General features: G+C 72.7%; 20 protein-coding genes and 1 tRNA gene. 7 read left to right on the top strand and 14 right to left on the bottom strand.

Translation table 11 applies throughout. From position 1 onward, the window contains the following. Positions 1-101 precede the first annotated feature (101 nt). Positions 102-1,010, top strand: a complete 909-nt coding sequence (locus BL253_RS10890; protein ID WP_076816063.1) for an ABC transporter ATP-binding protein — start codon at positions 102-104, stop codon at positions 1,008-1,010. Next, the gene (locus BL253_RS10885) at positions 1,007-1,810 is read left to right on the top strand and encodes an ABC transporter permease (protein WP_076816061.1); all 804 of its coding nucleotides are present in this window, start codon (positions 1,007-1,009) and stop codon (positions 1,808-1,810) included. The genes BL253_RS10890 and BL253_RS10885 overlap by 4 nt, the downstream gene beginning before the upstream one ends. A 94-nt stretch (positions 1,811-1,904) precedes the next feature. Here the strand turns inward: BL253_RS10885 and BL253_RS44720 are convergent, their stop codons facing one another. Genes BL253_RS44720 through BL253_RS10855 form a run of 6 tightly spaced genes read right to left on the bottom strand, consistent with a single transcriptional unit; the run spans position 1,905 to position 9,833 of the window. Next, on the bottom strand, positions 1,905-5,312 hold the full coding sequence (locus tag BL253_RS44720; protein WP_076816059.1) for a protein kinase domain-containing protein: 3,408 nt from the start codon (positions 5,310-5,312) through the stop codon (positions 1,905-1,907). Continuing rightward, on the bottom strand, positions 5,309-6,748 hold the full coding sequence (locus BL253_RS10875) for a serine/threonine-protein kinase (protein ID WP_076816057.1): 1,440 nt from the start codon (positions 6,746-6,748) through the stop codon (positions 5,309-5,311). The genes BL253_RS44720 and BL253_RS10875 overlap by 4 nt, the downstream gene beginning before the upstream one ends. Then, entirely contained in the window at positions 6,745-7,539 is a 795-nt protein-coding gene (locus BL253_RS10870) for a hypothetical protein (RefSeq protein ID WP_076816055.1), read from the bottom strand. The genes BL253_RS10875 and BL253_RS10870 overlap by 4 nt, the downstream gene beginning before the upstream one ends. 11 nt (positions 7,540-7,550) lie before the next feature. Next, complete coding sequence (locus BL253_RS10865; RefSeq protein ID WP_076816054.1) at positions 7,551-8,405, bottom strand: vWA domain-containing protein; 855 nt, start codon at positions 8,403-8,405, stop codon at positions 7,551-7,553. Positions 8,406-8,439: 34 nt separating this feature from the next. Next, positions 8,440-9,180, bottom strand: a complete 741-nt coding sequence (locus tag BL253_RS10860; protein WP_076816052.1) for a hypothetical protein — start codon at positions 9,178-9,180, stop codon at positions 8,440-8,442. Next, a complete protein-coding gene (locus BL253_RS10855) occupies positions 9,177-9,833 on the bottom strand; it encodes a hypothetical protein (protein ID WP_241834697.1) in 657 nt (218 codons plus the stop codon). Before BL253_RS10855 ends, BL253_RS10860 begins: the two co-directional genes overlap by 4 nt. A gap of 231 nt (positions 9,834-10,064) precedes the next feature. Between BL253_RS10855 and BL253_RS10850 the strand changes: the two genes are divergently transcribed. Beyond that, the gene (locus BL253_RS10850; RefSeq protein ID WP_076816049.1) at positions 10,065-10,448 is read left to right on the top strand and encodes a response regulator; all 384 of its coding nucleotides are present in this window, start codon (positions 10,065-10,067) and stop codon (positions 10,446-10,448) included. Here BL253_RS10850 and BL253_RS10845 read toward each other — a convergent pair. After that, on the bottom strand, positions 10,340-11,158 hold the full coding sequence (locus BL253_RS10845) for a response regulator transcription factor (protein ID WP_076816047.1): 819 nt from the start codon (positions 11,156-11,158) through the stop codon (positions 10,340-10,342). The genes BL253_RS10850 and BL253_RS10845 overlap by 109 nt on opposite strands. Continuing rightward, complete coding sequence (locus BL253_RS10840) at positions 11,155-12,999, bottom strand: sensor histidine kinase (RefSeq protein ID WP_081438213.1); 1,845 nt, start codon at positions 12,997-12,999, stop codon at positions 11,155-11,157. The genes BL253_RS10845 and BL253_RS10840 overlap by 4 nt, the downstream gene beginning before the upstream one ends. A 1,034-nt stretch (positions 13,000-14,033) precedes the next feature. Here BL253_RS10840 and BL253_RS10825 point away from each other — a divergent pair. From BL253_RS10825 to BL253_RS10815, 3 genes are read left to right on the top strand one after another with little or no spacing between them, the layout of a single operon-like run. Further along, on the top strand, positions 14,034-14,504 hold the full coding sequence (locus tag BL253_RS10825; protein WP_158230346.1) for a class I SAM-dependent methyltransferase: 471 nt from the start codon (positions 14,034-14,036) through the stop codon (positions 14,502-14,504). Then, positions 14,465-15,103, top strand: coding sequence for a SigE family RNA polymerase sigma factor (locus tag BL253_RS10820; RefSeq protein ID WP_076816040.1), 639 nt, complete (start codon positions 14,465-14,467; stop codon positions 15,101-15,103). Before BL253_RS10825 ends, BL253_RS10820 begins: the two co-directional genes overlap by 40 nt. Continuing rightward, positions 15,100-16,227, top strand: a complete 1,128-nt coding sequence (locus tag BL253_RS10815; RefSeq protein WP_076816038.1) for a hypothetical protein — start codon at positions 15,100-15,102, stop codon at positions 16,225-16,227. Before BL253_RS10820 ends, BL253_RS10815 begins: the two co-directional genes overlap by 4 nt. A 561-nt stretch (positions 16,228-16,788) precedes the next feature. Here BL253_RS10815 and BL253_RS10810 read toward each other — a convergent pair. From BL253_RS10810 to istA, 4 genes are all read right to left on the bottom strand, one after another. Next, a complete protein-coding gene (locus tag BL253_RS10810) occupies positions 16,789-17,220 on the bottom strand; it encodes a GNAT family N-acetyltransferase (protein ID WP_076816037.1) in 432 nt (143 codons plus the stop codon). Between the two features lie 682 nt (positions 17,221-17,902). Then, a complete protein-coding gene (gene istB / locus BL253_RS10805; RefSeq protein ID WP_076816035.1) occupies positions 17,903-18,682 on the bottom strand; it encodes an IS21-like element helper ATPase IstB in 780 nt (259 codons plus the stop codon). Beyond that, positions 18,679-18,915 (bottom strand): hypothetical protein, encoded by a 237-nt coding sequence (locus BL253_RS10800; protein ID WP_076816033.1) that lies wholly within the window; start codon positions 18,913-18,915, stop codon positions 18,679-18,681. The genes istB and BL253_RS10800 overlap by 4 nt, the downstream gene beginning before the upstream one ends. Then, positions 18,915-20,417 (bottom strand): IS21 family transposase, encoded by a 1,503-nt coding sequence (istA, locus tag BL253_RS10795; protein WP_076816031.1) that lies wholly within the window; start codon positions 20,415-20,417, stop codon positions 18,915-18,917. The genes BL253_RS10800 and istA overlap by 1 nt, the downstream gene beginning before the upstream one ends. Positions 20,418-20,643: 226 nt before the next feature. On the opposite strand from istA, the gene BL253_RS10790 reads away from it, so the two are divergent. Continuing rightward, the gene (locus BL253_RS10790; RefSeq protein ID WP_158230345.1) at positions 20,644-21,162 is read left to right on the top strand and encodes a hypothetical protein; all 519 of its coding nucleotides are present in this window, start codon (positions 20,644-20,646) and stop codon (positions 21,160-21,162) included. A gap of 372 nt (positions 21,163-21,534) precedes the next feature. Here the strand turns inward: BL253_RS10790 and BL253_RS45330 are convergent, their stop codons facing one another. Further along, positions 21,535-21,861, bottom strand: coding sequence for a GNAT family N-acetyltransferase (locus tag BL253_RS45330; protein WP_198946236.1), 327 nt, complete (start codon positions 21,859-21,861; stop codon positions 21,535-21,537). Between the two features lie 417 nt (positions 21,862-22,278). Further along, a tRNA-Asn gene (locus tag BL253_RS10780) sits at positions 22,279-22,351 on the bottom strand. Between the last annotated feature and the right edge of the window lie 321 nt (positions 22,352-22,672).

Raw genomic sequence — 22,672 nt, 5'->3', positions numbered from 1 at the left:
GCGGTAGCGGCCACCGGGTCGAGTTCCGACCACGGGAGGACCGCGACTGGGGCCCGCGGGCCGAAGCGGCACCGGCCCGGCGGCACCTAACGTCCGGCGGCATGAGCAACGTAGCGATCGAGGTCGAGGACCTCCGCCGGGCGTACGGCGGCCAGCCGGTGCTGCGCGGGCTGTCCTTCACCGTCCACACCGGCGAGATCTTCGGCCTGGCCGGCGCCAACGGCGCCGGCAAGACCACCACCGTCGAGATCCTGCAAGGGCTGCGCCGCCGCGATGGCGGCCGGGTCGAGGTCCTCGGGCTCGACCCGGACCGGGACCGTTCGCGGCTTCGCCCGCTCCTCGGCGCCCAGCTGCAGGCGTCGGCGCTGCCGGACCGCCTGCGGGTCGGCGAGGCGCTGCGGCTGTTCGCCCGGCTGGCCGACGACCGCGTCGACTGGCGGACGCTGGCCGAGCAGTGGCGGCTCGGCCCGCTGCTGCGCAAGCCGTTCGGCACCCTGTCCGGCGGGCAGCGCCAGCGGCTGTTCCTCGCCCTCGCGCTGGTCAACCAGCCGCGGCTCGTGTTCCTCGACGAGCTGACCCAGGGCCTGGACCCGGCCGCCCGTCAGGAGACCTGGCGCCTGGTCGAACAGGCCCGCGACCAGGGAGCGACGGTCGTCCTCGTCAGCCACGACCTGGACGAGGCCGAGCGGCTGTGCGACCGGGTCGCCGTCCTCGCCGACGGCGCCCTGCTCGCCTGCGGGCGGCCCGTCGACCTGACCGGCGCGGCCGGGACGGTCACCGTCCAGTTCGCGGCGCCGAGCGCCGTGGCGCTCGCGGGCCTCGTCGACCTGCCCGGGGTCGCCGAGGTCGGCTACGACGGCGAGGCCGCGTCCGTGGTCGTCGCCCCGTCGGCGGTCGTCCCGCTCGCGGCCGAGCTCGACCGCCGCGGCCTGCGGCCAGCCGACTTCACCGTCCGCCGCGCGTCCCTGTCCGACACCGTCGTCGCCCTGCTGACCGGAGACCACCGATGACCATCACCGTGCCCACCAGCGAGCCCACGAAGACCGGGCGTTCCGCGAGGACCAGCGGCCGCGCCGCGAAGCTCGGCGCGCTCGCGCTGACCGAGACCCGTCTGCTCACCCGCGACTGGACCCTGCTCGTGTTCGCCTTCCTCTTCCCGCCGTTCACCATGCTCGTCCTCGCCGGCGTCTTCGGCAGCGATCCGGACGACGGGTTCGCCATGCGGCGGCCCGATGACTACTACGTCGCCGCCTCGACCGGCGTCTCGGTGATCGCCCTCGCGCTCATCGGGCTGCCGGTCGCGCTCGCCTCCTACCGAGAGCGCGGGGTGCTGCGGCGGTTCGAGGCGTTCGGGATCTCCACCGCCCGGGTCGTCGCCGCCCAGGCCGCCGTCACCTGGGGCCTGATCCTCCTCGCCGTCGCGCTCGTGCTGGCGGTGGCGGCGCCGACCTACGGCATCCCCGCGTTCGAGCACCCCTGGCAGGTCCTGCTCGGGTTCGTCGCCGGCAGCGGCACGCTCGTCCTGCTCGGGGTCGCCATCGGCCTCGCCGTGCCGACCGCGCGCGCCGCGCAGGCCATCGGACTGATGACGTTCTTCCCGCTCTACCTGCTCGGCGGCGGCGGACCGCCGCGGACCGTCATGACCAGCACGATGCGCTCGATCTCCGACGCCCTGCCATCGGTCATCCCGGCCATCGTCGACCCGTGGATCGGCATCGCCCCGGTCGGGGACCATCTCATCGCCCTCGCCGCCTGGGCCGCCGTCGCCCTGGCCGCCATCCTGTGGCTCACCCGCCGCCCGCGGTCGTAGGACGGCCAAGGGCACTCCCGGGTGGAACGTCGCGAGGCCCGTCCTCTCGCCGCGGTTTTGGGCCCTGGTCATGGGCCCTGGTCATCGGCGCTGGTCATCGACCTTTCCGGGGAGCCGACCCGCGGCGCAGGACGGGCCACGTCGCCCACGCGAGGGCCGCGGTCAGCAGCAGGAGCGCGGCGAGGTCAAGCGCCCAGGTGCCGGCCTCGGCCTTCCACAGCGGGTCGAGGTCGGGGTCGGTCGGCGTCTGGCGGTAGCCGGTGGTCGCCGCGACCATCGCGAACCCCCACCGGGCCGGCATGAGGTAGGCGATCTGTTCCAGCGGCGGCTTGTGATCCAGCGGTATGAGCAGCCCGCACAGCAGGAACTGCAGCAGCAGGACGACCACGAGGATGGGCATGCCGCGGTCGGCGTTCGCGATCAGAGCCGAGACCAGCAGCCCCTGGACCATCGCGGCCAGCGCGACCGCGATCATGGCGACGACGACCTCGGCCACCCCGTTGCCCAGCGCGAGCGGAGCGTCCGGGCCAGGTTGGCCGTACAGCCCGGCGACCGCCAGGATCACGGCCTGCGCGCTGGTGATCGCGCCCAGCACGGCGAGCTTCGACCAGAGGTACGCGCCGCGCGAGAGCCCGATCGCCTGCTCGCGGCGGAAGATGGAGCGTTCCTTGACCAGCTCGCGGAACGCTCCGGCGAACCCCGTGAACGCGCATCCGAGCACGAGCACGAGCATGAGCGGCGCGATGTCACTGCCGCCGCTGCCGCCGCCGTCACCGCCGCCGCCAGAATCGGCCCGCGTGCCCAGCCACGACAGCCCGTGCCCGCCCGGCAGCAGCTGCGCGAAGACGCTCAGCACCAGCGGCAGCGCGAGCAGGAACAACGTGTAGGCCCGATCGGCCGCGATCACCGCGAGGTAGCGGCGGGCGAGCACGGCGAACTGGCGCGGCGCCGGCTGCTGCCGCGGCGGCGCGTCCGGCGTGGCCCGCGCCGCGGGCACCGCGGGCCGCGCCGGGCCAGTCGGCGTCCCGTACTTCGCGAACTGCGGCGAGGCCCGGAACCGGGCCGTCCAGTCGACGTCCCGGGAGTGGTCGAGCAGCAGGAACATGTCCGCGAAGTCACGCTGGCCGAAGTACGCGAGCGCCTCGCCGGGCGGCCCGAAGTACGCGAGCCGGCCGCCCGACGCGAGCACGAGCAGCCGGTCGCACAGGTCGAGCTGCGCGGGGGAGTGCGTGACGACGACGACCGTTCGGCCATCGTCGGCCAGCTTGCGCAGGGTCTGCATCACCGACTTGTCCATGCCCGGGTCCAGCCCGGACGTCGGCTCGTCGAGGAAGAGCAGGGACGGGCGGGTGAGCAGCTCCAGCGCGACGCTCGTGCGCTTGCGCTGCCCACCGGAGAGGGTGGTGATCCGCTGCCCGGCCTGGCCGGCGAGTCCCAGCTCGCCGATCACCTCCTCGACCCGGGCGTCGCGCTCGGCCGCCGGGGTGTCGGCGGGGAACCGTAGCGCGGCCGCGTACCGCAGGGCCCGGCGGACGGTCAGCTGCGGATGCAGGATGTCGTCCTGGGGGACGAGCCCGATGCGCTGGCGCAGCTCGTCGTAGGACGCGTAGAGGTCGCGGCCCGCGTAGCGGACCTCGCCGGAGTCCGCGGGATGCTGCCCGGTCAGGGCGGCGAGCAGCGTGGACTTCCCGGCCCCGCTCGGCCCGACGACGGCCAGCAGGCTGCGCTCGGGCAGCGCGAACCCGACCCCGTCGAGCAGCCGCCGCCCGGAGCGGGTGACGACGAGGTCGTCGGCCTCGAACGAGATGTCGCCCGAGTCGGTGTACTCGACGAGGGTGCCGCCCTGCAGGTGCAGCAGGGCGTGCCCGATGCCGACGATGTCGCCGGCCCCGATCGTCGCCTGGTCGACCCGGTGGCCGTTGACGAACGTCCCGTTCCAGCTGCCGAGGTCGACGATCCGCCACGCGGGCCCGACCCGGCGCAGCTCGGCGTGCCGGCGCGAGACGAGCGGGTCGGTGAGCGGCACGTCGCACTCGGGGGCGCGGCCGATGACGACCGTCGCCGTCCCGACCGGATGCAGCGCCGTGGCCTTGCGCTCCCACCAGGTCCCGCCCGCGGCGGGCCTGGCGGGTGGGGTGCCCGGCCCCTGGGCCGTGGGTGGCGGCGCGGTCGACGCTGCCTGCGTCATCTGGTAACGCCTGGTGGCCAGGACGGCGGCGGGTGCCGGCGCCGGTGTGGCGGCGGGTGCCGGCGCCGGCGCCGGCGGGGGCACAGGTGCGGTCGGCGGGTCGGGCGGCGTCGGCGGCGGCGCGCTCTTGGCCGGCCACCAGCCGGATCCGGGCCTGGCCGGCGGTGTGGGTGACGCTGGCGGCGACGCCGGCGGCTTGGGTGACGCCGGCGGTGTGGGTGGCGCGAGCGGTGTGGGTGACGCCGGTGGTGACGCCGGTGGTGCCGGTGGAGCGTTCTTGGCCTCCCACCAGCCGGGTCCGGGCCTGGCCGGCGGTGTGGGTGAGACGGGCGGTGCCGGTGACGGCGGCGGTGTGGGTGGCGCGGGCCGTGGGGATGGCGCCGGCGGGGTGGCGGGCGCGGGCTTCGCCGTCGGGGCGTCGCCTGTCCGCGTCCACCACTTGCCGCCCGCGGCCGGCGCGGCCGGCGGCGGGACCGGGGTGGCCGGGGCCGCCGAGGCGAGGGCCGCGCGGGCCGCCGCCGCGAACGCGGCCGCGGACGGGTGCCGGTCGTCAGGGGACTTCGCCAGGCCCCGCACGATGACGGCGTCGAACGCGGCCGGCGTCCCGGGCCGCACGGCGGACAGGACGGGTGGCGGGTCCTGCAGGTGAGCCATGACCACCGCGAGCCGTTCGGCGGTGACGAACGGCCGGCGCCCGGCGAGGCACTCGAACAGCAGGCAGGCCAGCGAGTAGACATCCGCCCGGTGGTCGACCCGCCCTGACAGGAACCGCTCGGGCGCCATGTACTCGACCGAGCCGATCGCCCCTCCGGTCGTGGTGATCCCCGTGCCGTCGACCGCGCGGGCGATCCCGAAGTCGACGAGGTAGACGAAGTCGGTCGGCCGGCCGCGGCCCGCGCACAGCACGTTGGACGGCTTGACGTCGCGGTGTATCAGCCCGTCGGCGTGCGCGGCGTCCAGCGCGGAGGCGATCTGCTCGACGACGTCGACGGCGGTCGCCGGGTCGAGCGGGCCGTCGCGCAGCACCGCGCCGAGGTCGGCACCCTCCACCAGGCGCATGTCGATGAAGAGCTGGCCGTCGATCTCGCCGTGGCGGTGGATCGGGATCACGTGCGGTTCGCGCAGCTGCGCCGCTATCTCGGATTCCCGGCGAAACCGCTCGGTGAACTGCGGGTCCCCGGCCAGGCTCGAGAGCAGGAGCTTGAGCGCGACCATCCGCTGCTGCCCGGTGTCGTAGGCGCGGTAGACCTCGCCCATCCCGCCGCGGCCCAACAGCTCCTCGATGCGGTACGGGCCGAACATCCGCTGTCTCATGGTGTCTTCCCGGGTGGTCGTCGCCGTCGTCTCCGGACCACGCGGCGGAAGACCATCAGAGCCGGCACGAGGGCGACAAGCGCGGCGATGATGGACCCCGCGGCGGGGGGGAGCCCGGCGAGGTGGAGGAGCACGGCGATCAGGGCAAGGGCGACCGCCCAGACCACCGTCGCCGCGACCATGGCGGCCAGGTATAGGCCCGCGGTGCGCGCCGGCCCCCCCATGCCGCCCGCCCGCGCCGGGGCCGGCCGCGACGGGATGGGTCGCGCCGCCGCGGGCGGCGGCGCGGTCGGCTGCGTGGGAGCGGGCTGTGCGGGCCCGGTCCGCGGGCCGGGCTGCTGCTGCCACCACCCGGACGGCCCCGTCGGCTGGGGACCGGGCCGCCCCGCCGGCTGGGGATCGGGCTGGCGGCGGGGCCACGGCGGCGCGGTGGTGGATCCGGGACCGGGAGCGGGCGGTGTCCCCACCGGTGCGCCCACCGGTGTGCCGGCTGCCGGGCCGACCGACGGATGCGTCACGGTGCGCGTCCACCAGGGAACGGGCGCCGCGATCAGCTCCTCGAGGTCGCCCGTGGCCGTCCAGCTCGGCGCGCAGCAGGCCCGCAGCCGGGCCGCGAGCTGGTCGACCTCCGGGTCGTGCAGCCGCTCGACCCACGACCATGCCTCGGTTCGATGCGGCGGCAGGTAGTCCTGGTGACCGAAGAGCAGGTTCTCGCCGTCGTTGAGCTGCTCCCACTGCTTCGGGTCGCGGGCGAGCGCCAGCAGCGAGAGGTAGATGACGAGCCCGGGGAAGGTGTCCATCCAGGGCCCCCAGACCCGGTTCTCGGGCTGGTAGTTGCGATGCCCGCCCTCCGACGGCGGCGGGAAGCCGGTGAACGGGACGATCCACGAGCTGTCGAAGTCGACCAGGCGCAGCCGGCTGTCCGTGTCGACGAGCACGTTGCCGTGCTGCAGGTCGCCGTGCGCGAACTGGGCGCCCTGGGTCCGGCGCAGCAGGTCGCGCCACGAGTAGGCGAGTTTCCCCAGCGCCACGCGGTCGCCGGTCTGGACGAGGTCCTCGACGTGCTGGTCGAGGGGATGCCCGTCCACCCATTCCATCTGGACCATCGGCCAGCGTCGCCCGTTGACAAGGATCGCGTCGTTCACCCACCGGCAGCTGGCGACGTCGTCGGTGAGGCCGCGTTCGGTGAACCAGGCGTTGAGCGCGGTGTAGCGCTGCTGCGTGGACGCGTCCTCGCGGGTGAAGAACCGCAGCGCCTGCGCGGTGCCGCCGACCGTCGCCCTGAAGACGACCGCCGTGCTGCCCGACGCCGGGACGGGTATGCCCAGCATCGGATGCACGTCGAACCGGGCCCCGGTCAGCTCGGGCCGGTCGAACACGAGATCGGGCCGCTGTACGGCCTTGATGTAGTCCTCGGCGGACGGGTAGCCGGTCACAGGGACACCACCAGGGCCCTGGACTCGGCCGTGACGAGCCGGACGCGCAGCAGGGTGACGTCGTCGTTGTGCATCCGCCCGGCCGCGCGCTGGTCGGCGACGATCGCCGCGAACGCCGCGTCGTGGTCCAGGCCGGCGAGCGCCGTCCACAGCGCCGCCTCGTCGCGCGCGACCTCCCGCAGCAGCCACTGGGCCAGCGCGTCGGTGGCGACGAAGAGCACGTCGCCCGCGCGGACCTCGCCGCTGGCCAGCTCCAGACCGCGCAGCATCGGGCCGAGCGCCGCCGAACGAGTGCCGATTCCGGCGGGGGAGAGACCGAACCCGTCCACGTCGATCGGTGGGAAGTGCGTGAGCAGCCGGCCCGCCCGGACGTGGAACAGCACGGTGTCGCCGAGCGCGGCGGCCTCCCAGCGGGCGCGGGGCCCGTCGAGGCCGGTGAGCCGGCACCCCAGGAACGTCGCGAACGACCCCTCGGAGCGGAACTTGTGTTCCTCGATGACGGTCGTGAACCGTGCGGGTGCCTCGGCGGCCCACAGCCGCTGGACCTGCTCGAACCAGGCGCGCAGCCCGTCAGGAGTGAGGTCGGGCCCGGTCTCGGCGACGAACGAGCCCGCGAGGTGCTCCACCCAGCGGATCGCGTCGTAGGCCTCGGTGGCGCCGTCCACGACCACGTACCGGGGCACGACGCCGGCCGCCGGGTCGCCGTCGTCGTAGGCGGCGGCGTCCTCCCATTCCAGTGCCGCGCTGCCCAGCTTCTCCAGCCAGAAACAGACGGAGCGGGCCAGGATCATCAGTCGGTCCCTCACCGGTCCCGGACGTCGGCGACCCGAGTGCCGATCTCCAGGAACCACATGAGCGTCGCCAGGCCGGCGTTGAACACGAACCCGCGAGCGCCGTTGTCGAGCTCCAGTCGCGCGCCGCGCGCGTTCGCGACCATCGACGCCGGCAGCGCACTGGAGATCGCGAACAGTTCGGGACCCGGCTCGGGCAGCCCGGCGGCCGTCACCGGGAACAGCACCTCGGGGGCGACCGTCGGCGACAGGAAGATGTTGAACAGCAGCGCCTGGCCGTCGCGGGTCTCGATCGAGGTGAGCCGGGAGGCCCACTCGGCGAGGTCCGCGCCGTCATAGGGGCTGTCGGTGACCATCCCGTCGGTGATGTTGATGACGATCGGCGGGAACGAGTCGGGGTGGTTCGCCGCCCACGTGAACACGTGCTCGCCCGCCATCGCGATGGCCTGGCACATCGGGGTGCGGTAGCCGAACACCGGCTCGACCCAGACCGGGAGGCGAGAGCCGGCGACGGCGTCGACCGTGGCGTCGGACGACTGGTCGGCCTCGACCCGCAGCGGGCTGTCGAACACCTGCGGGATCGGCACGATCGGCTGGCCGCCGAGTGCCGGCTCGACGCCCTCGCCGCCCGCCACCGGGCGGGCGCCATAGCCGAACACCCCGACGTCGAAGTAGTGCCGGGCCCGGCCGCCGACCTCCTTCGCCGACTTGACGCACAGGTCGAGCAGGATCTTGTTCACGGCGCGGGTGGCGCCCTCGGCGAGGCTGCCCCCACTGGACTGCCACGGCTGCTTCATCGAGTCGGACCGGTCCAGCAGGAACACGATGCAGCCTGGGTTGGTACGGGAGATGGTCCGCTCGTACATGCGTTCATCCGTCCTGGTCAGTGCGTTCCTGAGGTCAAGTGGCACGCCGTCGGCGGCTCGCGACGACGGTGACCGGCCACGCGGCGCCGGGCCGCCAGGTCCACTCGTGGCCGTCGACGCGGCAGCGCAGCGCGTACCCGGTGTCGGTGTGCCGCACGTCGATGCGGAACGCCCCGCAGCGCGGGCACTGCACTACGCGGGCGGAGTCGCGCAGCGCCGCGAGATCGCGGGGAGCCGGGCGGACCGGTTCGGTCGGTCGGTCGTCCGGGGCCGACGCGGACGGCGGTGCCGGTGCCGGCGCCGGCGCGTCCCTGGTCCACCACTGGCTCGCGGGCGGGGCGCCGCCCGCCGGCGGCCCGACCGGCAGCACGAGCTGCGCGGTCCGCGGCCCCTCGCCGTCGGAGCCAGACCCGGACCACCGGCTGTCCGGTCCCGGCGGCGGTTCGCGGGTCGTCGCCCGCGGCCGCTCGCGGACCGTCGCCGGCGGTCGTTCGCGGACCGTCGCCGGCGGTCGTTCGCGGGCCGGTCCCAGCGGTCGTTCGCGGGCCGGCGGCGGCGTTTCGCGGACGGGTGACGGCCGCACCAGCAGAGTCGCGAGCAACCCGCCCACGAGGACGGACCCGAGGACCACGGCGAACGTCGTCGTGCGCGGGCGATCCTGGAACAGCAGAACCCAGCCGAGCAGGGCCGCGACGACCGCCGTGACCACGAGCGCGAGGAACGGAACCCTTCCCGCCCGGCCGGCCGCCCTGCGTTCCCCGGCCCTCGCGGTCATGACGCCTCCAGGCGGAACAGCACGTCGGCGGCCGGATTGGTGACCGCCCGGCACTGCTGACCATCCGTTTCCGTGCCGGCGAGCCGCCAACCGGCGGGCGGGTCCAGACAGACCTCCGCGTTCAGCGGCAGCTCGGAAGGCGTGAGCCGCCCGGTCTGGTCGAGAGCACCGCCCTTCAGCGCCTGCCGGCCAAGACGGATGGTGACCTTGCCGCCGCTCGGCAGGGGATGGTCGTCGTCCGTCGTCTCCGCGACCACCTGGACCCGCTCGACGGTCAGCTCGGTCGTCCTGTCGGCGGACATCCGCTCCCGCGCGCACGCCGACGCCGGGTTCGACCCGGCTAGGCGCACCGGGCCAGCGGCGGCGACCACGCACACCTCGTGGTCGCCGGCGGTGACGTCCTGCGACCACCGGCCCTCCGCGTCGGTCGGGCCCGTGGCCAGCACGGTCTCGTCGTCGCGGACCTGGACGGTCAGGCCGGTCAGAAGCCCGGCGTCCGCCGCGGACGCGCTCGTCACGGTGACGGTGACCTTCTCCTTGGTGCCGGCGGCACCTTCGTCCGGCGTCACGACCACGCTCGCCAGCGCGACGGCACCGAACGCGATCGCCGCCGCGTACCCGGGTGCCAGCACCGGGTGCCGCCACAGCGGCACGCGGCGCTCCGTCAGACGCATGTGAACGCGGCGTCGACGCTCGAGGAGCCGGACCGGCCCGGGACGTTCACGGCGACCACGCAGGCGCGCACACTGAGCAGAGCCTTCATGGGAGGCAGTGTCGGGCCCGCCACCGGCCGCGCGCATCGGTGCGGACACTGGCTTTCGGGACCGGTTTTCCCAGTRCTGACACCGAAGTTGGCGCCGGACGCCGGTGCTAGCATCCGAAAAATGGACCGGGTGGCGGTCGGCCGCGTCTTCATCGTCGACGACAGCGCACCGTTCCGCACCGTCGCCCGTGAGCTCCTGGAAGGCGGCGGCTACCAGGTGGTCGGCGACGCCGCGACCGGGGCCGAGGCGCTGGCCGCGGTGCCCGAAGCCAGACCCGACACGGTCCTGCTCGACATCGCCCTGCCCGACATGGACGGGTTCAGCGTCTGCCGGGCGTTACACCGCGCGGTCCCCGCCGTCACGGTGGTGTTCTGCTCGATCCGCGACGCCGAACACTACGGCGACGCGATCGAGCAGTCGTCCGCCGCGGGGTTCCTCCCGAAGTCGGCGCTGTCGGCGGCCGCGCTGGCGCTGGTCGTGGCACGGCGCGCCGAGCGCAGGTAGGCGAGCACCGCGAGGACGCGGCGGTTGTGCTCGGCCTCGTCGGCCAGCGCGAGCCGCTGGAAGACGCTGCGGACGTGCGTCTCGACGGTGCGCGTCGTGAGGTGCAGCTCGTCGGCGATCCCGTTGTTGGACCGGCCCTGCGCCATCAGCGCGAGGACCTGCCGCTCCCGTGGGCTGAGCTCGGCCAGCTCATCGCGCCGCCCCGCGCCGCCACCGCCCCTGCCGCCGTCGAGTCCGCCGCCGAGCCTGCCGCCGGCGAGCATCTGGACGACCTCGGGGTCGAACGCACAGCCATCGGCGGCCACCCGGCGCACGGCGTCCAGGAAGTCGGGCCCGGTGACCCGGTCCTTGAGGAGGTAGCCGACACCGCGCGCGGTGTGCCCGACCAGCTCGTCGAGGTGCGCGACCTCCAGATGCTGCGACAGGACAAGCACACCCATCTCGGGGTGCCGCTCCCGCAGCCGCACGGCCGCGCGCAGCCCTTCCAGGCGGTGGGTGGGCGGCATCCGGATGTCGACGACCGCGAGGTCCGGACGGTGCCGCTCTACGGACTCGAGCAGCTCGTCCGCGTTCTCAGCCTGCGCGACGATCACGCACCCGTCGCTCTCCAGCAGCTCGGCGAGCGCGACCCGGAAGAGTGACGCGTCGTCGGCGAGGACGACGCGTGTCACCCGCACGGCCGGGTCGGGTGCGGTGGTGGCGGTGGTCACGGCCCCTCCAGGGGTAGCTCGGCGTGGACGGACGTCCCAGCACCGGGAAAACTGCGCACGGTCAGCTTGCCGTCGAGCGCGGCCACCCGGTCGCGCAGCCCGAGCAGGCCCGTCCCGGCGCCCATGTCGGCGCCGCCGGCGCCGTCATCGGCGATGGTGACGAGCAGCCGGTTCCCGGACGCCCGGACGTGGACCTGTACCTGGTTCGCACCGGCGTGCTTCGCCGCGTTCGTCACGGCCTCGGCCGCGACGAAGTAGGCCGTCGCGGCCACCCCGTCCGGCAACGGCGGCAACGCGGGCCCGTCGATGACCCGCACCGGGTACGCCGAGCGGGCGGCGAGCGCCCGCAGCGCGGGTAGCAGCCCGGCCTCCGTGAGCACCGCCGGATGGATGCCGCGGGCGAGCTCGCGCAGCTCCGCCACCGCCGCGTCCAGCCCGTCGGCGGCCCGCCGCAGAAGAGCGTCCAGCTCGGGGTCGGGCGGTGCCGGGCGGAACCGGTCCCGCGCCAGCCGCAGGACCAGCGCGGCCGTGACGAGCTGCTGCTGGGCGCCGTCGTGCAGGTCGCGCTCGATCCGGCGGCGCTGCTCGTCGGCCGCCGCGACGATGCGGACCCGCGACGCCCGGACCTCGGCCAGCTGGGCCCGCACCTCCGCGGCGAGCCGCTGGTTGTCCAGCTCCAGCGCCGCGACCGCCGTCACCGCGTGCAGGACATGCGGGTCGGCGCGCAGCGCCGGGTCGTGCAGGAGCACGGCGACCACGCGCGGGCCGCGCCGGACCGGCGTGATCGCGTCGTTCGGGCGGGGCGTGACGAGCTGCCCGGCGGCGTCCACGTACCCGGCGGTGTCCACGTCCCCGGTGGCGGGACCGGCGTCGTCCGGGCGGGGGTAGGCGATGCGCAGCGCGGGGTCGCCGAGCGCGCGGGCCAACAGGTCGCGCAGCTCGGCCGGCGATATCCGCGGCAGCTGGAGCAGGAGGTCCGCGACGGCTGTGCGGCCGAGCCGGACGCGCAGCGCGCCGGCCAGGAACGCCACCGGGAGCCCGAGCGTGGCGAGGTGGGCGACCTCGTTGACCAGCAGCGCGCTCGAACCGTCCAACGCCGGGTGGACCAGCGACGCGACGCTCCCGACGAGCCCGACGCCGTACACGGGCGCGAGCACCCGGCGGGCCGGCGGGGTGGCGACAATCCAACGCCGGACCAGCAGGGCGCCGACGACCACGGCGAACACCACCTGCGTGCCGTCGATCACCGCGTCTTCCGCGGGGGCCAGGTTGGCGACAAACAGAAGGTTCGGCGTCACCGACTCGTAGAACGGCACGCCCAGTGGCACGAGAACGAGCACGAACACATACACGGCCCAGGTCACCGCTCGTTCGGTGCGCGTCCGCAGCCGCCCCTCCGGGAAGGCCAGCAGCAGGTGCACCAGGCACGCCGAGGCCACACACCGGAAGAACATCCCGACGGTATGCGGCCCCGGATGAATCGAGACGCTCAGGTCCTCGGCGAACCAGGCGATGCCGACCGTCACCATCCGCAACCCGAGCCGGCCCGGCCGGCGTAGGTGCGTGACGGAGCCGGTCAACAGGTAGAGCCCGCCGACGACGCCGGAGAACAGGGTGCTGGTCGTGTCCGGGTCCCGGCCGGAGTCGGCCAGCCAGAGCACCACCGCGCCGAAGGCCGCGCCCGCCACGGCGAGCGCCGGGACGCCGTAACGGCGGCGGAGCTCGATTCCCTGCCCCTGTCTGGTCAGGGACGCCGCGGGTTCGCTCGGGTGAGCCACCGCGGGGACGGCCGTGGGGGCAGCCGCGATCGTGGTGCCGCCGAATCCGTCTTCCACGGCCATCGCCCCCGCGACGAGTCGCCCGCCCGCATGATCCCGCGGGGCGCGCTCCCACCCCTAGACCGTTCCGACCTTACTTCAGGATCGATCAAACCGCTGAGGGATTGTTCGTGAGATAGCGCCGGCCGGCAAGGGAACGACTCACGCGGAGGACGGCCGAGGTCGGATTCCGCTGGGCCCGGTCCGGAGTTGTGGGCGGTCGAAACTCGTCTACGGGTTCTGAGCAGGGATGTTCCAGTCTTCTGGCGTGCCAGCAAGCCGCTTCTTCCATGAATTCCACATATTCGGTTCGCGAGCTGGAACGATCTTATGGAAGTCGGGTGGCGGGGAGTCGGCTGGACCGGTGGCGTTGATGGACAGCCGGGATGTCTCGGCGAACATGGCGACCCGGGCGGGCCCGACAGCGCGGCGCCCGTGATCGTCCAGCCACACACCACACACCACGCGCCACGCGCCACGACCCCGTCGTCCGATGCGGTGGGCCGCGTCCTCGGGCAGAGCCGGCTGGCGCTGTGGAACAGCCCGCCGACCGGCGCCGTCTCGGCGAGCCGGTTGTAGATCGGATGGCTCGTCCTCGGGGCCGGTAGTCCGGCCCCGAGGACGATGGTCAGTGGCCGTCGACTACTTGAAGTCGGTGAACATGGGCTCGGACCAGGTCGGTTTTTCGGTGACCGGCCAGCAGATGAAGGGCTTGGACTCGCTGCCGGCTACGGGTTCGAACTTACCGTTGTGGACCTTGACAGCTGATCTACCCCAACACCAGTCCGATCGCCGCGACGCTCGGATCCACGCGCGTGGGGTCGAGGCCAGGGTCCTCTGGCTAACGCCTCCGGCGGAGTGAATGGGCGGCAGATCAAACTGACGTGGAAGGACGACGGGGCGGCGCGCAGACCTTCAAGACCGCGGCCGACGCCCTGCTGATGGAGGAAGCGTCTTCGGCCTCATTGCGGAGACCCTCAACTCGCTACGGCTACGGGGTCTCGGCCGCGGGGTGGCGTTCGCGTGTCACGGCCCGGCTCCTCAGCCGCGAGACCCAGATGCGCGGCTTCGTACGTATGCACGACGCCGGCGCGAGCCCGCTGGAGCGCCTCGCGCTGCGCGGCGACGAGATCGCCCTGCGGTTCTACGGCAACTTCCCGGACAAGCCCGAGCTGTTGAACGGCGTCCTCGACAGCCTTCGCGTCGACACCTGGACCGGCGTGTGCCTCCCGCCGATGACGTCGTTCGCCACGCTCAAACTGTGGCTCGCGACTGCGTTCGACGGCTACTGCCAGCTTGACCTCGCGAACGACGCGGCGACGGAGCCCCTCGCGCCAGACGGCAGGCCGCTCGGCGATGCCGTCGTTGACGGCCGCCGTTTTCGCCCTGGGCTCAACCTCGCGACCTCTGCCCGCGTTGAGGACCCCGAACAGCACGACGGCGGCCGGAGAGCCGTCGGCAGCTGGCGGCGAGAGGGAGGCGGCGGAGGGTGCGCGATGACGAGGAACGGGCGTTCGAGGAGTTCGTAGACCGCACGGCGGATCGGCTGTTGCGGTCCGCCGTGCTGTTGACGGGGGATCGCGGTGCCGCCGAGGACCTGCTGCAGGTCGCGCTGGAACGCACGTATCGCCACTGGCGCCGGATCGGCGCCGAGGCGCCCGAGGCCTACATCCGTCGTGCGCTGGTGAACGCGTCGATCAGCCGTTGGCGGCGCCGGCGCTTCCACGAGGTCCCACTGCTCACGGAGGGCAGGTGGGCGGCTGACACCCGCGTCGCCGACCACGCCGAGGCGCTCTCGCAACGCGACGGGCTGGTCCGCGCGCTGCTGACGCTTCCGCCCCGGCAGCGCGCGGTCATCGTGCTGCGCTATCTGGACGACCTTTCGGAGGCCGACGTCGCCGCCACGCTTGGCTGTTCCGTCGGCTCGGTGAAGAGCCATGCCTCCCGCGGGCTCGCCCGGCTAAGGGAGAGCAGCCACCTGTCCGCGCCGCCAGACAGCACCGCGGGCTCGGGCTCGGCGGCCTATCGCGCCCCCGGCCTTTCGACGCCCAGCCGGACCGGCACACCACCGCGGCCAGCCACCACCAGCGATGATCTCGGGGCTGTCCTGAAGAGGAGCGCGCTGTGACGACGACCCCCCTCTCCCCGTTCGAGCGGGCGGTGGCAGACGCGCTGCGCGCCAGCACCACCGGAATCAACGCCGGGCGCGGTCTGGCCGATGCCACCCGCCACCGCTGCCGCCGCCGTGCCCGGCTGACCGCCGGTGCGTCCGCGCTGCTGGTTCTGGTCCTCATCGTCCCTGCCGGCCTGCTGCTGCGCACCGGCGGCGACACCAACATCGTCCCCGCCGCGGGCCTGACCACCGTCACCGCCCATCCGGCCGGGGTACCCACGGCCGTGCCGCCGACGCCGGCACCCGGCGCATCCGGGCTGGTGATCGGCGGTGTGACCATCGCCTGGCTGCCCGCTGGCATGACGCTTGACGGCACCAGCGTCGGCTCGGGCACGAGCTCTTCGGACACCCGCGTCGGGATCCGTTCCTACCGGGCCTCGTACTCGCTGGTGACCGACGGTCAGCGCGGATTCGTTACGGTGGCTGCTGAGTGGGGGCCAACCGGTAGTCTCGGCGACGTCGCCGCGCGTTACGAGGTCCTTTCCKGCTCAAAGCCCTCCTCCCACACGACCATGCGCGGCCATCCGGCCATCCAGGAGGACAACGCGGGCAAGTCGGAGTCCGCCTTCACCTGGATCGAGCGTGACGGCCTCGTACTCACCGTCGCCAGCGGTACCCCGGTCACCCTCGACGAGACCCGCCACATCGCCGAGGCGCTGGTCGTCGACGCCGGCCCGCCCCCCTCGGCCACGCCGGACATCGCCGCCGCGATCCAGGCCGACGCCAGCCAGGCCCTGGGCGCCGGTGTTCCGCCCGCCCAGGCGATCGCCGCCGTCGACACCACCGAYGCACCCAGGCTTGTCGCCGCTCGCACCGCCTTCGCCAGCCTCTACCCGGGCTTCGCGAGCACCGCCTCCGTCCGACTGCTGGCCACCGCGCCCCGAGCCGCGGACCGGGTCGACATMATGCTGTCGACCACCTTCACCGACCCCCGGCTGGCGGTCTACTCCCCAGGGTCTCGCACCTCCGGCGGCACGGCGGTCCGCATCTCCGGCGGCGAGGCGGTCCGCACACCCACCGGCTGGAAGATCACCGAATATGCATACTGCCAGGCGACCGCGGCGATCTGTGCCAGTTAAACGGCTTCCGGTGCTACGTCGATGACGCGACCTGTGCTCGACCTGTGCCGCCTCGTGTGGCACGATCTCGCGCTCCGCGCCCGCGGCCCGTGCACGGTGCCTAGGTAAACCAGGGACGTGACTGTGGGGCCGGGCGCGCGACAACAAGCCCGGCCCCACAGCCTTTTCCGCAGGCCGGGTGATCGGCGGACGGCACAGCCGGATCGTGCTCTCGTGGCCGGCCGGCATTGTTGTCTGACGGTCGGCCGTGACGGGTCTGTCGCAGCCGGCCATCGTAGTGATCGGTGCTGTGCGCGGGCATGATCGTGTGGTGGCTCGAGGTGCTGTGCGTCCACCGGTCCCGGGCTTGTGGGGATCGCGGACAGATGAGCAGTCGGCCTCGTAGTTGAGCACTACATGAGCAGCAGGTCGCGAGCTATTTGAGCAGTAACCCGCAGTGACAGCGKCGCGTGATCCCTGTGGCTTCCATCGGTGGTGCTGGGTGTCGCGGCCGGAGGTGGGACGGGTCGCCGTCTCGGCGAACAGAGCCTCCACATCGACCCAGCCCGACGTGGAGGGTGTTCAGCCGGGCTTTTCCATGTCGACGAACTCCACGGGCCCGTAACCGGCGAACGTCTCGGTATGCCGGCCGGTCTCGGCGAAACCGAGGCGCCGGTACAGGCGGATGGCGCGTTCGTTGAAGGCCGCGACATCGAGCACCACGCGGCACCGGCCGTAGATAGGGCGGGCGAACTCCAGGCCCGCCAGCACGAACTGCTCACCGAGCCCACGACCAGTGAGATCCGGCCGCAGGCCAAACCCGTAGAACAGCCCGTCGTCGACCGGCTCGAAGAAGTAGAAGCCGATGAGGGCGCCATCGTCGTCGCGCACGGCGAAGAAGAGCTCCGGGTTCTTCACGGGCAGGCCGTCGCTGTCGTAGAAGTCGTAAGGCGGGTAGTAACGCCAGGCGTCGCGTTCGCGGAACATGGCGTCGTCCGCCGGTTCGATCCTCACAGCTCCCGCCCGTCCTGGGCGCCGGTGCACCCCATCAGCGCGATTCTCCCACGGTACGCGCTGGCTGGACGCCGCCACGGAATGCTGGCTTTACCGGGTCCGCTGGGCGCGGCGGGCAGACCGTCCAGCGACGTCGAACCCGTCCTCGGCCTCCTCCACCGGACCCAAACTGCGGTCACGTTCAGTAGCTGACAGTGGGACTCCGCTCCCGGCAGCACTAGCAAGCAACTGCTCGACTGGCTCCGCCGCGAGACCGGAGTTCTGCTCACGTAGCTGCGAACCCCAAGGATCGGCTGCTTATCTTCGTTCGATCCCTACAAGGCTGTAGGGATCGGTGATAGCTGGCCACTCACCGTGATGGTTGGCCAGTAGATGGCCAAGAGCCTGTGGTGGTTGGCCAGCGTGCGGGGCACCGGAGCGATGCCGGTCGGAGACGTTTCTGCCGCCGTCGTCAGCGAGGCGGGTCGGGCGCGGGGGATCACCGGTCTCTGGTGAAGGACCCGCGGGCGATCGATTCCGATCTGGTGATACGTCTGAACGGAACGTGCGATGCTGAGCACCCTGGCAGAGGGGATAGGGTGTCAAGGGCCATTGAGATGTGCCCGGTGACGGTCACGGTTCCTGCCCGGTGGTGGCCACCAGATCTGCCCACTGGTGGCCACCGTTCCGGCCCGGGCCGGGGTTAGTTCAGGGGTTTGACTCCTTGTCCGGAGAGGGCTTGGGCGAGGCGGACGCTCTCGCCGGTGGTCTGGCAGAGGTGGGCGTGGTGCAGGAGCCGATCGACGGTGGCGGTGGCGAGGGTTTTGGGCATGATCTCGTCGAATCCGGCGGGGTGCAGGTTCGAGGAGACGGCTATGGAGCGTTTCTCGTAGGCGGCGTCGACGAGGCGGTAGAGGCCTTCGGCGGCGTCGGGGCCGACGGGGAGCAGGCCGATGTCGTCGACGACGATCAGATCGGCGCGGAGGATCTTCTCGACGGCTCTGGTGACGGAGTCGTCGGCGCGGTGGGCGCGGACGAGGACGCCGAGGGCCTCGAGGGTGAACCAGGCGACGTGCAGGCCCTGTTCGACGGCGCGTTGGCCGAGGGCTTCGAGTAGGAACGTCTTACCGGTGCCGGCGGGTCCGGCGATGACGAGGTTCTCGCGGCGGTGGACCCATTCGAGGGTCTGGAGGGCCTGCTGGGTCGGGGTGGGGATCGAGGAGACCTGGGGGTCCCAGGCTTCGAACGTCTTGCCGGTGGGGAAGCCGGCCCGTGCTCTGCGGGTGGCGAGGCCGGCTCGGTCACGGCCGTCGGCTTCGGCGGTGAACAGGGCGCGCAGGACCTCGGCGGGGTCCCAGCGCTGGGCCTTGGCGGTGGCGAGGACCTCGGGGGCGAGGTGGCGGACGTGGGGCAGGCGGAGCCGGCGCAGCAGGGTGTCGAGGTCGGCGGGCAGCGCCGGCGGGGCTGGCAGGGTGGTGGTCATGGCGCGGTCTCCGTCATCTCGGCGGGGCCGGGTGCGGTGAGCAGGTCGGTGAGCGTGGCGGTCAGGCGGGCGAGGATCTCGACGACGGTTTGGCGGCCGGCGCGCAGGGTGGTCGTGTGGGTGAGGTAGTGGGCCGCCAGACCGGTGTCGAACGCCCAGTCGGYGAGTTCGCCGGCGGTGACGGTGACCGGGGCGGCGGGGTCGGCCAGCGGGGCGCGGGTCGGGAAGCGCATCAGCTGGCCACCGGCCCACGGCCCAGGGCGTTCCAGCCGCCGGTGCCTTGGGCGAGGGTGTGCTGTTCGCCGACCTGGGACGTCGGGCCACCGGTGGTGGTGGCCTGGTGGGTCAGGATCGCGGCCAGGTCACCGTCGGCGAACCGGCCGGCGGTCGCCGCGGAGCCGAGCGCCTGGTCGACGGTGCCCGGGCCGTGCAGGCCCGCGAGGGTGACGGCTTCGGCCATCTTCACCCGCATCCGGGTGGTGCCGGCGGCGGCGGCTTCGACCAGCCAGAGCCGGGCGCCGTCGCCAAGGCCGCAGAACTCGGTCTCCGCCGCGGTCCGAGGCCTGGGTGAACGGGCGGCCGGCCCCGCCGGGACCGGGGGGAAGTGGGCGTCGTCGAGAGCGGGACTGCCGGGGGTGGTGGCCTGGTGGCGCGCGACCTCGACCGGCCCGTCCGGGCCGACGTGGGTGACGACGACCTGCCCGCCGTGGCGGCGGACCCGCACGACCTGGCCAGCCAGGCGATGGGGCACCGAGTACTGGCCGCCCTCGAAGCTGACCAGCGCGGTCGTCGACCCGACCCGGCGGGCCCCGCCGAGCAGGACGGTGAACGGCCGGGCGGGCAGCGGGTGCAGCCGCGCCCGCTCCTCGGCCAGCATCTGGACGGGCGGACGGCGGGTGGCCCGGTGCGGCCGGGCGTTGACCAGGTCGCCGAACTCGGCGCAGGCCGTCTCCAGTTCGGTGAACGACCGGTAGGCGTCGAGCAGGTTCGCCTCCGTCGGGACCAGGTCGGCCTTCGCGATCCGCACGGTGGCCTCCGAGCCGCCCTTGGTCTGCGGATCGGCCGGCAGGCAGGTCGCGACCGTCAGCCCGTAGTGCCGGCCGAACCCGACCGCGGTCGGGTTGCGCACCGGCACGCCGGCGACGTGCTCGACCGTGACGGTCTTCTCGTTGTCGGTCAGCAGGTAGGTCGGAACCCCACCAAGGCGGCGCAGCGCGACGTCGACCGAGGCGAACACCGTCGGCGCCGCCCGGTCCAGGATCGGCAGCACCACCCGGAACCGCGACCAGGCCAGCCACAGGCACAACAGCAGCGTCGGCGTCCCACCGACCGTCGGCCCGACCCCGAAGTCGTACTGGGCCCACATCCCCGGCTCCGGGATCCAGGGGCGGAACACCCGGCGCCGCCCCGACGCGTAGGCCGCCTTCGCCCGCGCGACCGCCCGCCGCGTCGTGCGCTCGGCGCCCGGATAGCCCATCGCGACGAGCCTGTCGTGGACGACGTCGGCGCGGATCTTCCCCTTCGACCGCTCGACCAGCTCCTCGATCTTGGCCAGATACGGGTCCAGGACGCTCGGCCTGCTCGCCGCGCCCGCCACCAGCCGGCCCGCGTCCCGCGCCGCCACGTAACGGCTCACCGTGTGGTGCGAACAGCCCGCGAGCTCGCCCGCGTCGCGCAACGACCCGGTCAGGTCGTACGCCTCCAGAATTTCCATGATCTCCTCGGCAGACTTCAAGTCGTCCCCTTCTCGGGACCGTGCTGGGTAGCGGTTGGCACCGCTCAGCACACCCGGGAAGGGGCACCCGACCGATCACGACAGGCCGGGACAGGCAGTCACTACAGGGCAGATCACGTGGCCGCCGGTGGGCAGTTCTACTGGCCGCCGGCGGGCACCCTTCTGGCCGTCACTGGGCAGGATCTCGTGGCCGCCGACAATAGGGCCGAGGGTGTCGCAGGACAGTGTGGCTATCCTCGCGGCCGTGCTGGTTCCGGTAGCTACGGCCGCAGTCGGTGCGCTCGGTTTGGTGTTGAAGGACTGGCGCGAAGGCCGGGCCTATGCGGGAAGGCGCCGGCCGCCGTTCGAGGACGCGGCTCGGCAGGTCAGCTTCGCGGTCGAGTGGTGGCAGGCCAGGCAAACGATCTCTTCCCCGTCCGAGGACCTGGACGAAGCACGGACCCGTGCGCTGGCCTGGTTGGAAGAGGCGTCGGCACTGGTCACGCAGACGGCCCCGGCTCCTGGTGTATCCGTTCGCCGCCTCCTCCTGCTCGCGCCACCCCTCCACGACCGTTTGGCGAAGGTCATCCGCCTGGGTTTCTACCTCAGCGTTGCCGTGATGGTCTTCTTCAGTGCGGAGGCGACAGCCGCCGCACTGGGGGGAAGTAGTGCCGGGGACGTGTCCTGGACCTACGTCTGGTCAGCCGTCTTCGGGGCGCTGTCGTTGATCCTGCGGTACGCGGCGGTCGCCACGGAAGCGCGCTGATCCCCACCTCAGCGGGAAGGCGGCGGGACTCAGCGCTGGCTAAGGCCCGCGGCGTCCCAGCTACCGAGCGGCGGGTGGCTAATTGTCGTCCTGGCGCCCGGTTTTCACCGCGCTGGTCAGCCCTGTCCGCCGCTACCCTCCGCTAACCCTGTCCGATCCCGGCTTCCGGCTGCCGGTAACAGATCTTGTCGGAGCCAGAATTTCACACCTCTTCGGTGATCCAAATGCGCTGTCAGGGCGTACCGGACAGAGCGGCGAGTGCCGTGCACAGCTCGCGTGCGTCGGCGAAGGCGCGGCGGGTTGGGCTTCGGTGATGGAGTGAGCGTGGCCCGCCGCGACCTCGTAGGCGAATTCCAGTCCGTCCTGGTCGTCTCACCGCTCGCCGACATTGCGGAGGCCGTACTGGGTGACCAGGAGGGACGACAGAGCGCTGTCGGGCCGGATGCTGGCGCGAATCGTGCATACACGCGGTTTGCGGGCGGCCCTGACCGGCAGCGCCTCCAGCGCGGCCCGCGTATAGCCGCGTCGCCGATGCCGCGGATCGACGGCGTAGCCAACCTCGACCGTTCCCCGGCCGCCCGGCGGCCCGTGATAGCCGGCCTGCCCGACGGCGAGTTCGTCACGTGGATCCAGATCACGCCGGTGACCCAGGTGGGACTGTCCGGGTCCTCCTGAGCCTGCCGCGCGCGTCGCCGCCACACCGGACGGCAGTCCAGGCTGGCCAGAAACGCGGAAGGGGAACCGGACTTGTGCGGTCGGCCCTGGCGAGGTCACCCCTCGCCAGGGCCGCAAACGTCGGGCCGGTCAGATGGACAATCGAGACATTCGTTGGGGCGCGCATGTCACGGACCGCTACCCACTCCGCCAATGGGCGATCATCTCAACCGCGCCGCAGAACCCGTGGCGCCGACGCCGCGGCTCGGTCGCGGGACATGTCGCGAAGGACCAACCGCTGTCGGCCACGTACCACAGATATGATCTAGGCCTCACCGTAGGGGAACCCCGTGGAACAGTGAGAGACCACGAAGAGCAACGTGGAACCGACGAATAAAGTGGTCCTGAAATGGCTCTCGGGCGTCCAGCAAGCCAGTGGATCTTGAAAATCTGCTGGTCAGGCTCCCGCGATAGGACTCGAACCTATAACCTGCCGGTTAACAGCCGGCTGCTCTGCCAATTGAGCTACGCGGGACCGCTTGCTTMGTCGGCGCCGATCCTACCGGGGGCGGGTGCCTCCAGGGGGATCATGTGACGTCCGACTGGCTGTGGTCAGCTTACCGGAGGTTCGGCACGTCTGGCTCCTGGGTAAGTCGAGTTGATGGGTCGTTGCCTCCCGCGGTCCTACGGTGGCCCGCGTCGGCTGTGGTGATCGGGGGTCCGGCGGTTGTCGGTGCGGAATCCGTCAAGCTTTTTGAGGCAGTGTTGTTCGAAAACTAGCTACTCGTCGGTTCCGGGTCTGGTTGCTCCTCGTCCGGTGGCCGGTTGATCCAGGCGGGTGCCGGGAGCTTCGGTG

It is taken from the genome of Pseudofrankia asymbiotica, from assembly GCF_001983105.1.
Classification (GTDB): Bacteria; Actinomycetota; Actinomycetes; order Frankiales; family Frankiaceae; genus Pseudofrankia; species Pseudofrankia asymbiotica.
The sequence above is the reverse complement of the archived record's forward strand: the minus strand, read 5'-3'. Positions and strand labels throughout refer to the sequence as shown.

Coding starts and splice junctions, on each gene's coding strand:
- BL253_RS10890 (WP_076816063.1), top strand. CDS start 102: ATGAGCAACGTAGCGATCGAGGTCGAGGACCTCCGCCGGGCGTACGGC.
- BL253_RS10885 (WP_076816061.1), top strand. CDS start 1,007: ATGACCATCACCGTGCCCACCAGCGAGCCCACGAAGACCGGGCGTTCC.
- BL253_RS44720 (WP_076816059.1), bottom strand. CDS start 5,312: ATGAGACAGCGGATGTTCGGCCCGTACCGCATCGAGGAGCTGTTGGGC.
- BL253_RS10870 (WP_076816055.1), bottom strand. CDS start 7,539: ATGATCCTGGCCCGCTCCGTCTGTTTCTGGCTGGAGAAGCTGGGCAGC.
- BL253_RS10865 (WP_076816054.1), bottom strand. CDS start 8,405: ATGTACGAGCGGACCATCTCCCGTACCAACCCAGGCTGCATCGTGTTC.
- BL253_RS10860 (WP_076816052.1), bottom strand. CDS start 9,180: ATGACCGCGAGGGCCGGGGAACGCAGGGCGGCCGGCCGGGCGGGAAGG.
- BL253_RS10850 (WP_076816049.1), top strand. CDS start 10,065: ATGGACCGGGTGGCGGTCGGCCGCGTCTTCATCGTCGACGACAGCGCA.
- BL253_RS10840 (WP_081438213.1), bottom strand. CDS start 12,999: ATGGCCGTGGAAGACGGATTCGGCGGCACCACGATCGCGGCTGCCCCC.
- BL253_RS10825 (WP_158230346.1), top strand. CDS start 14,034: ATGCGCGGCTTCGTACGTATGCACGACGCCGGCGCGAGCCCGCTGGAG.
- istB (WP_076816035.1), bottom strand. CDS start 18,682: ATGACCACCACCCTGCCAGCCCCGCCGGCGCTGCCCGCCGACCTCGAC.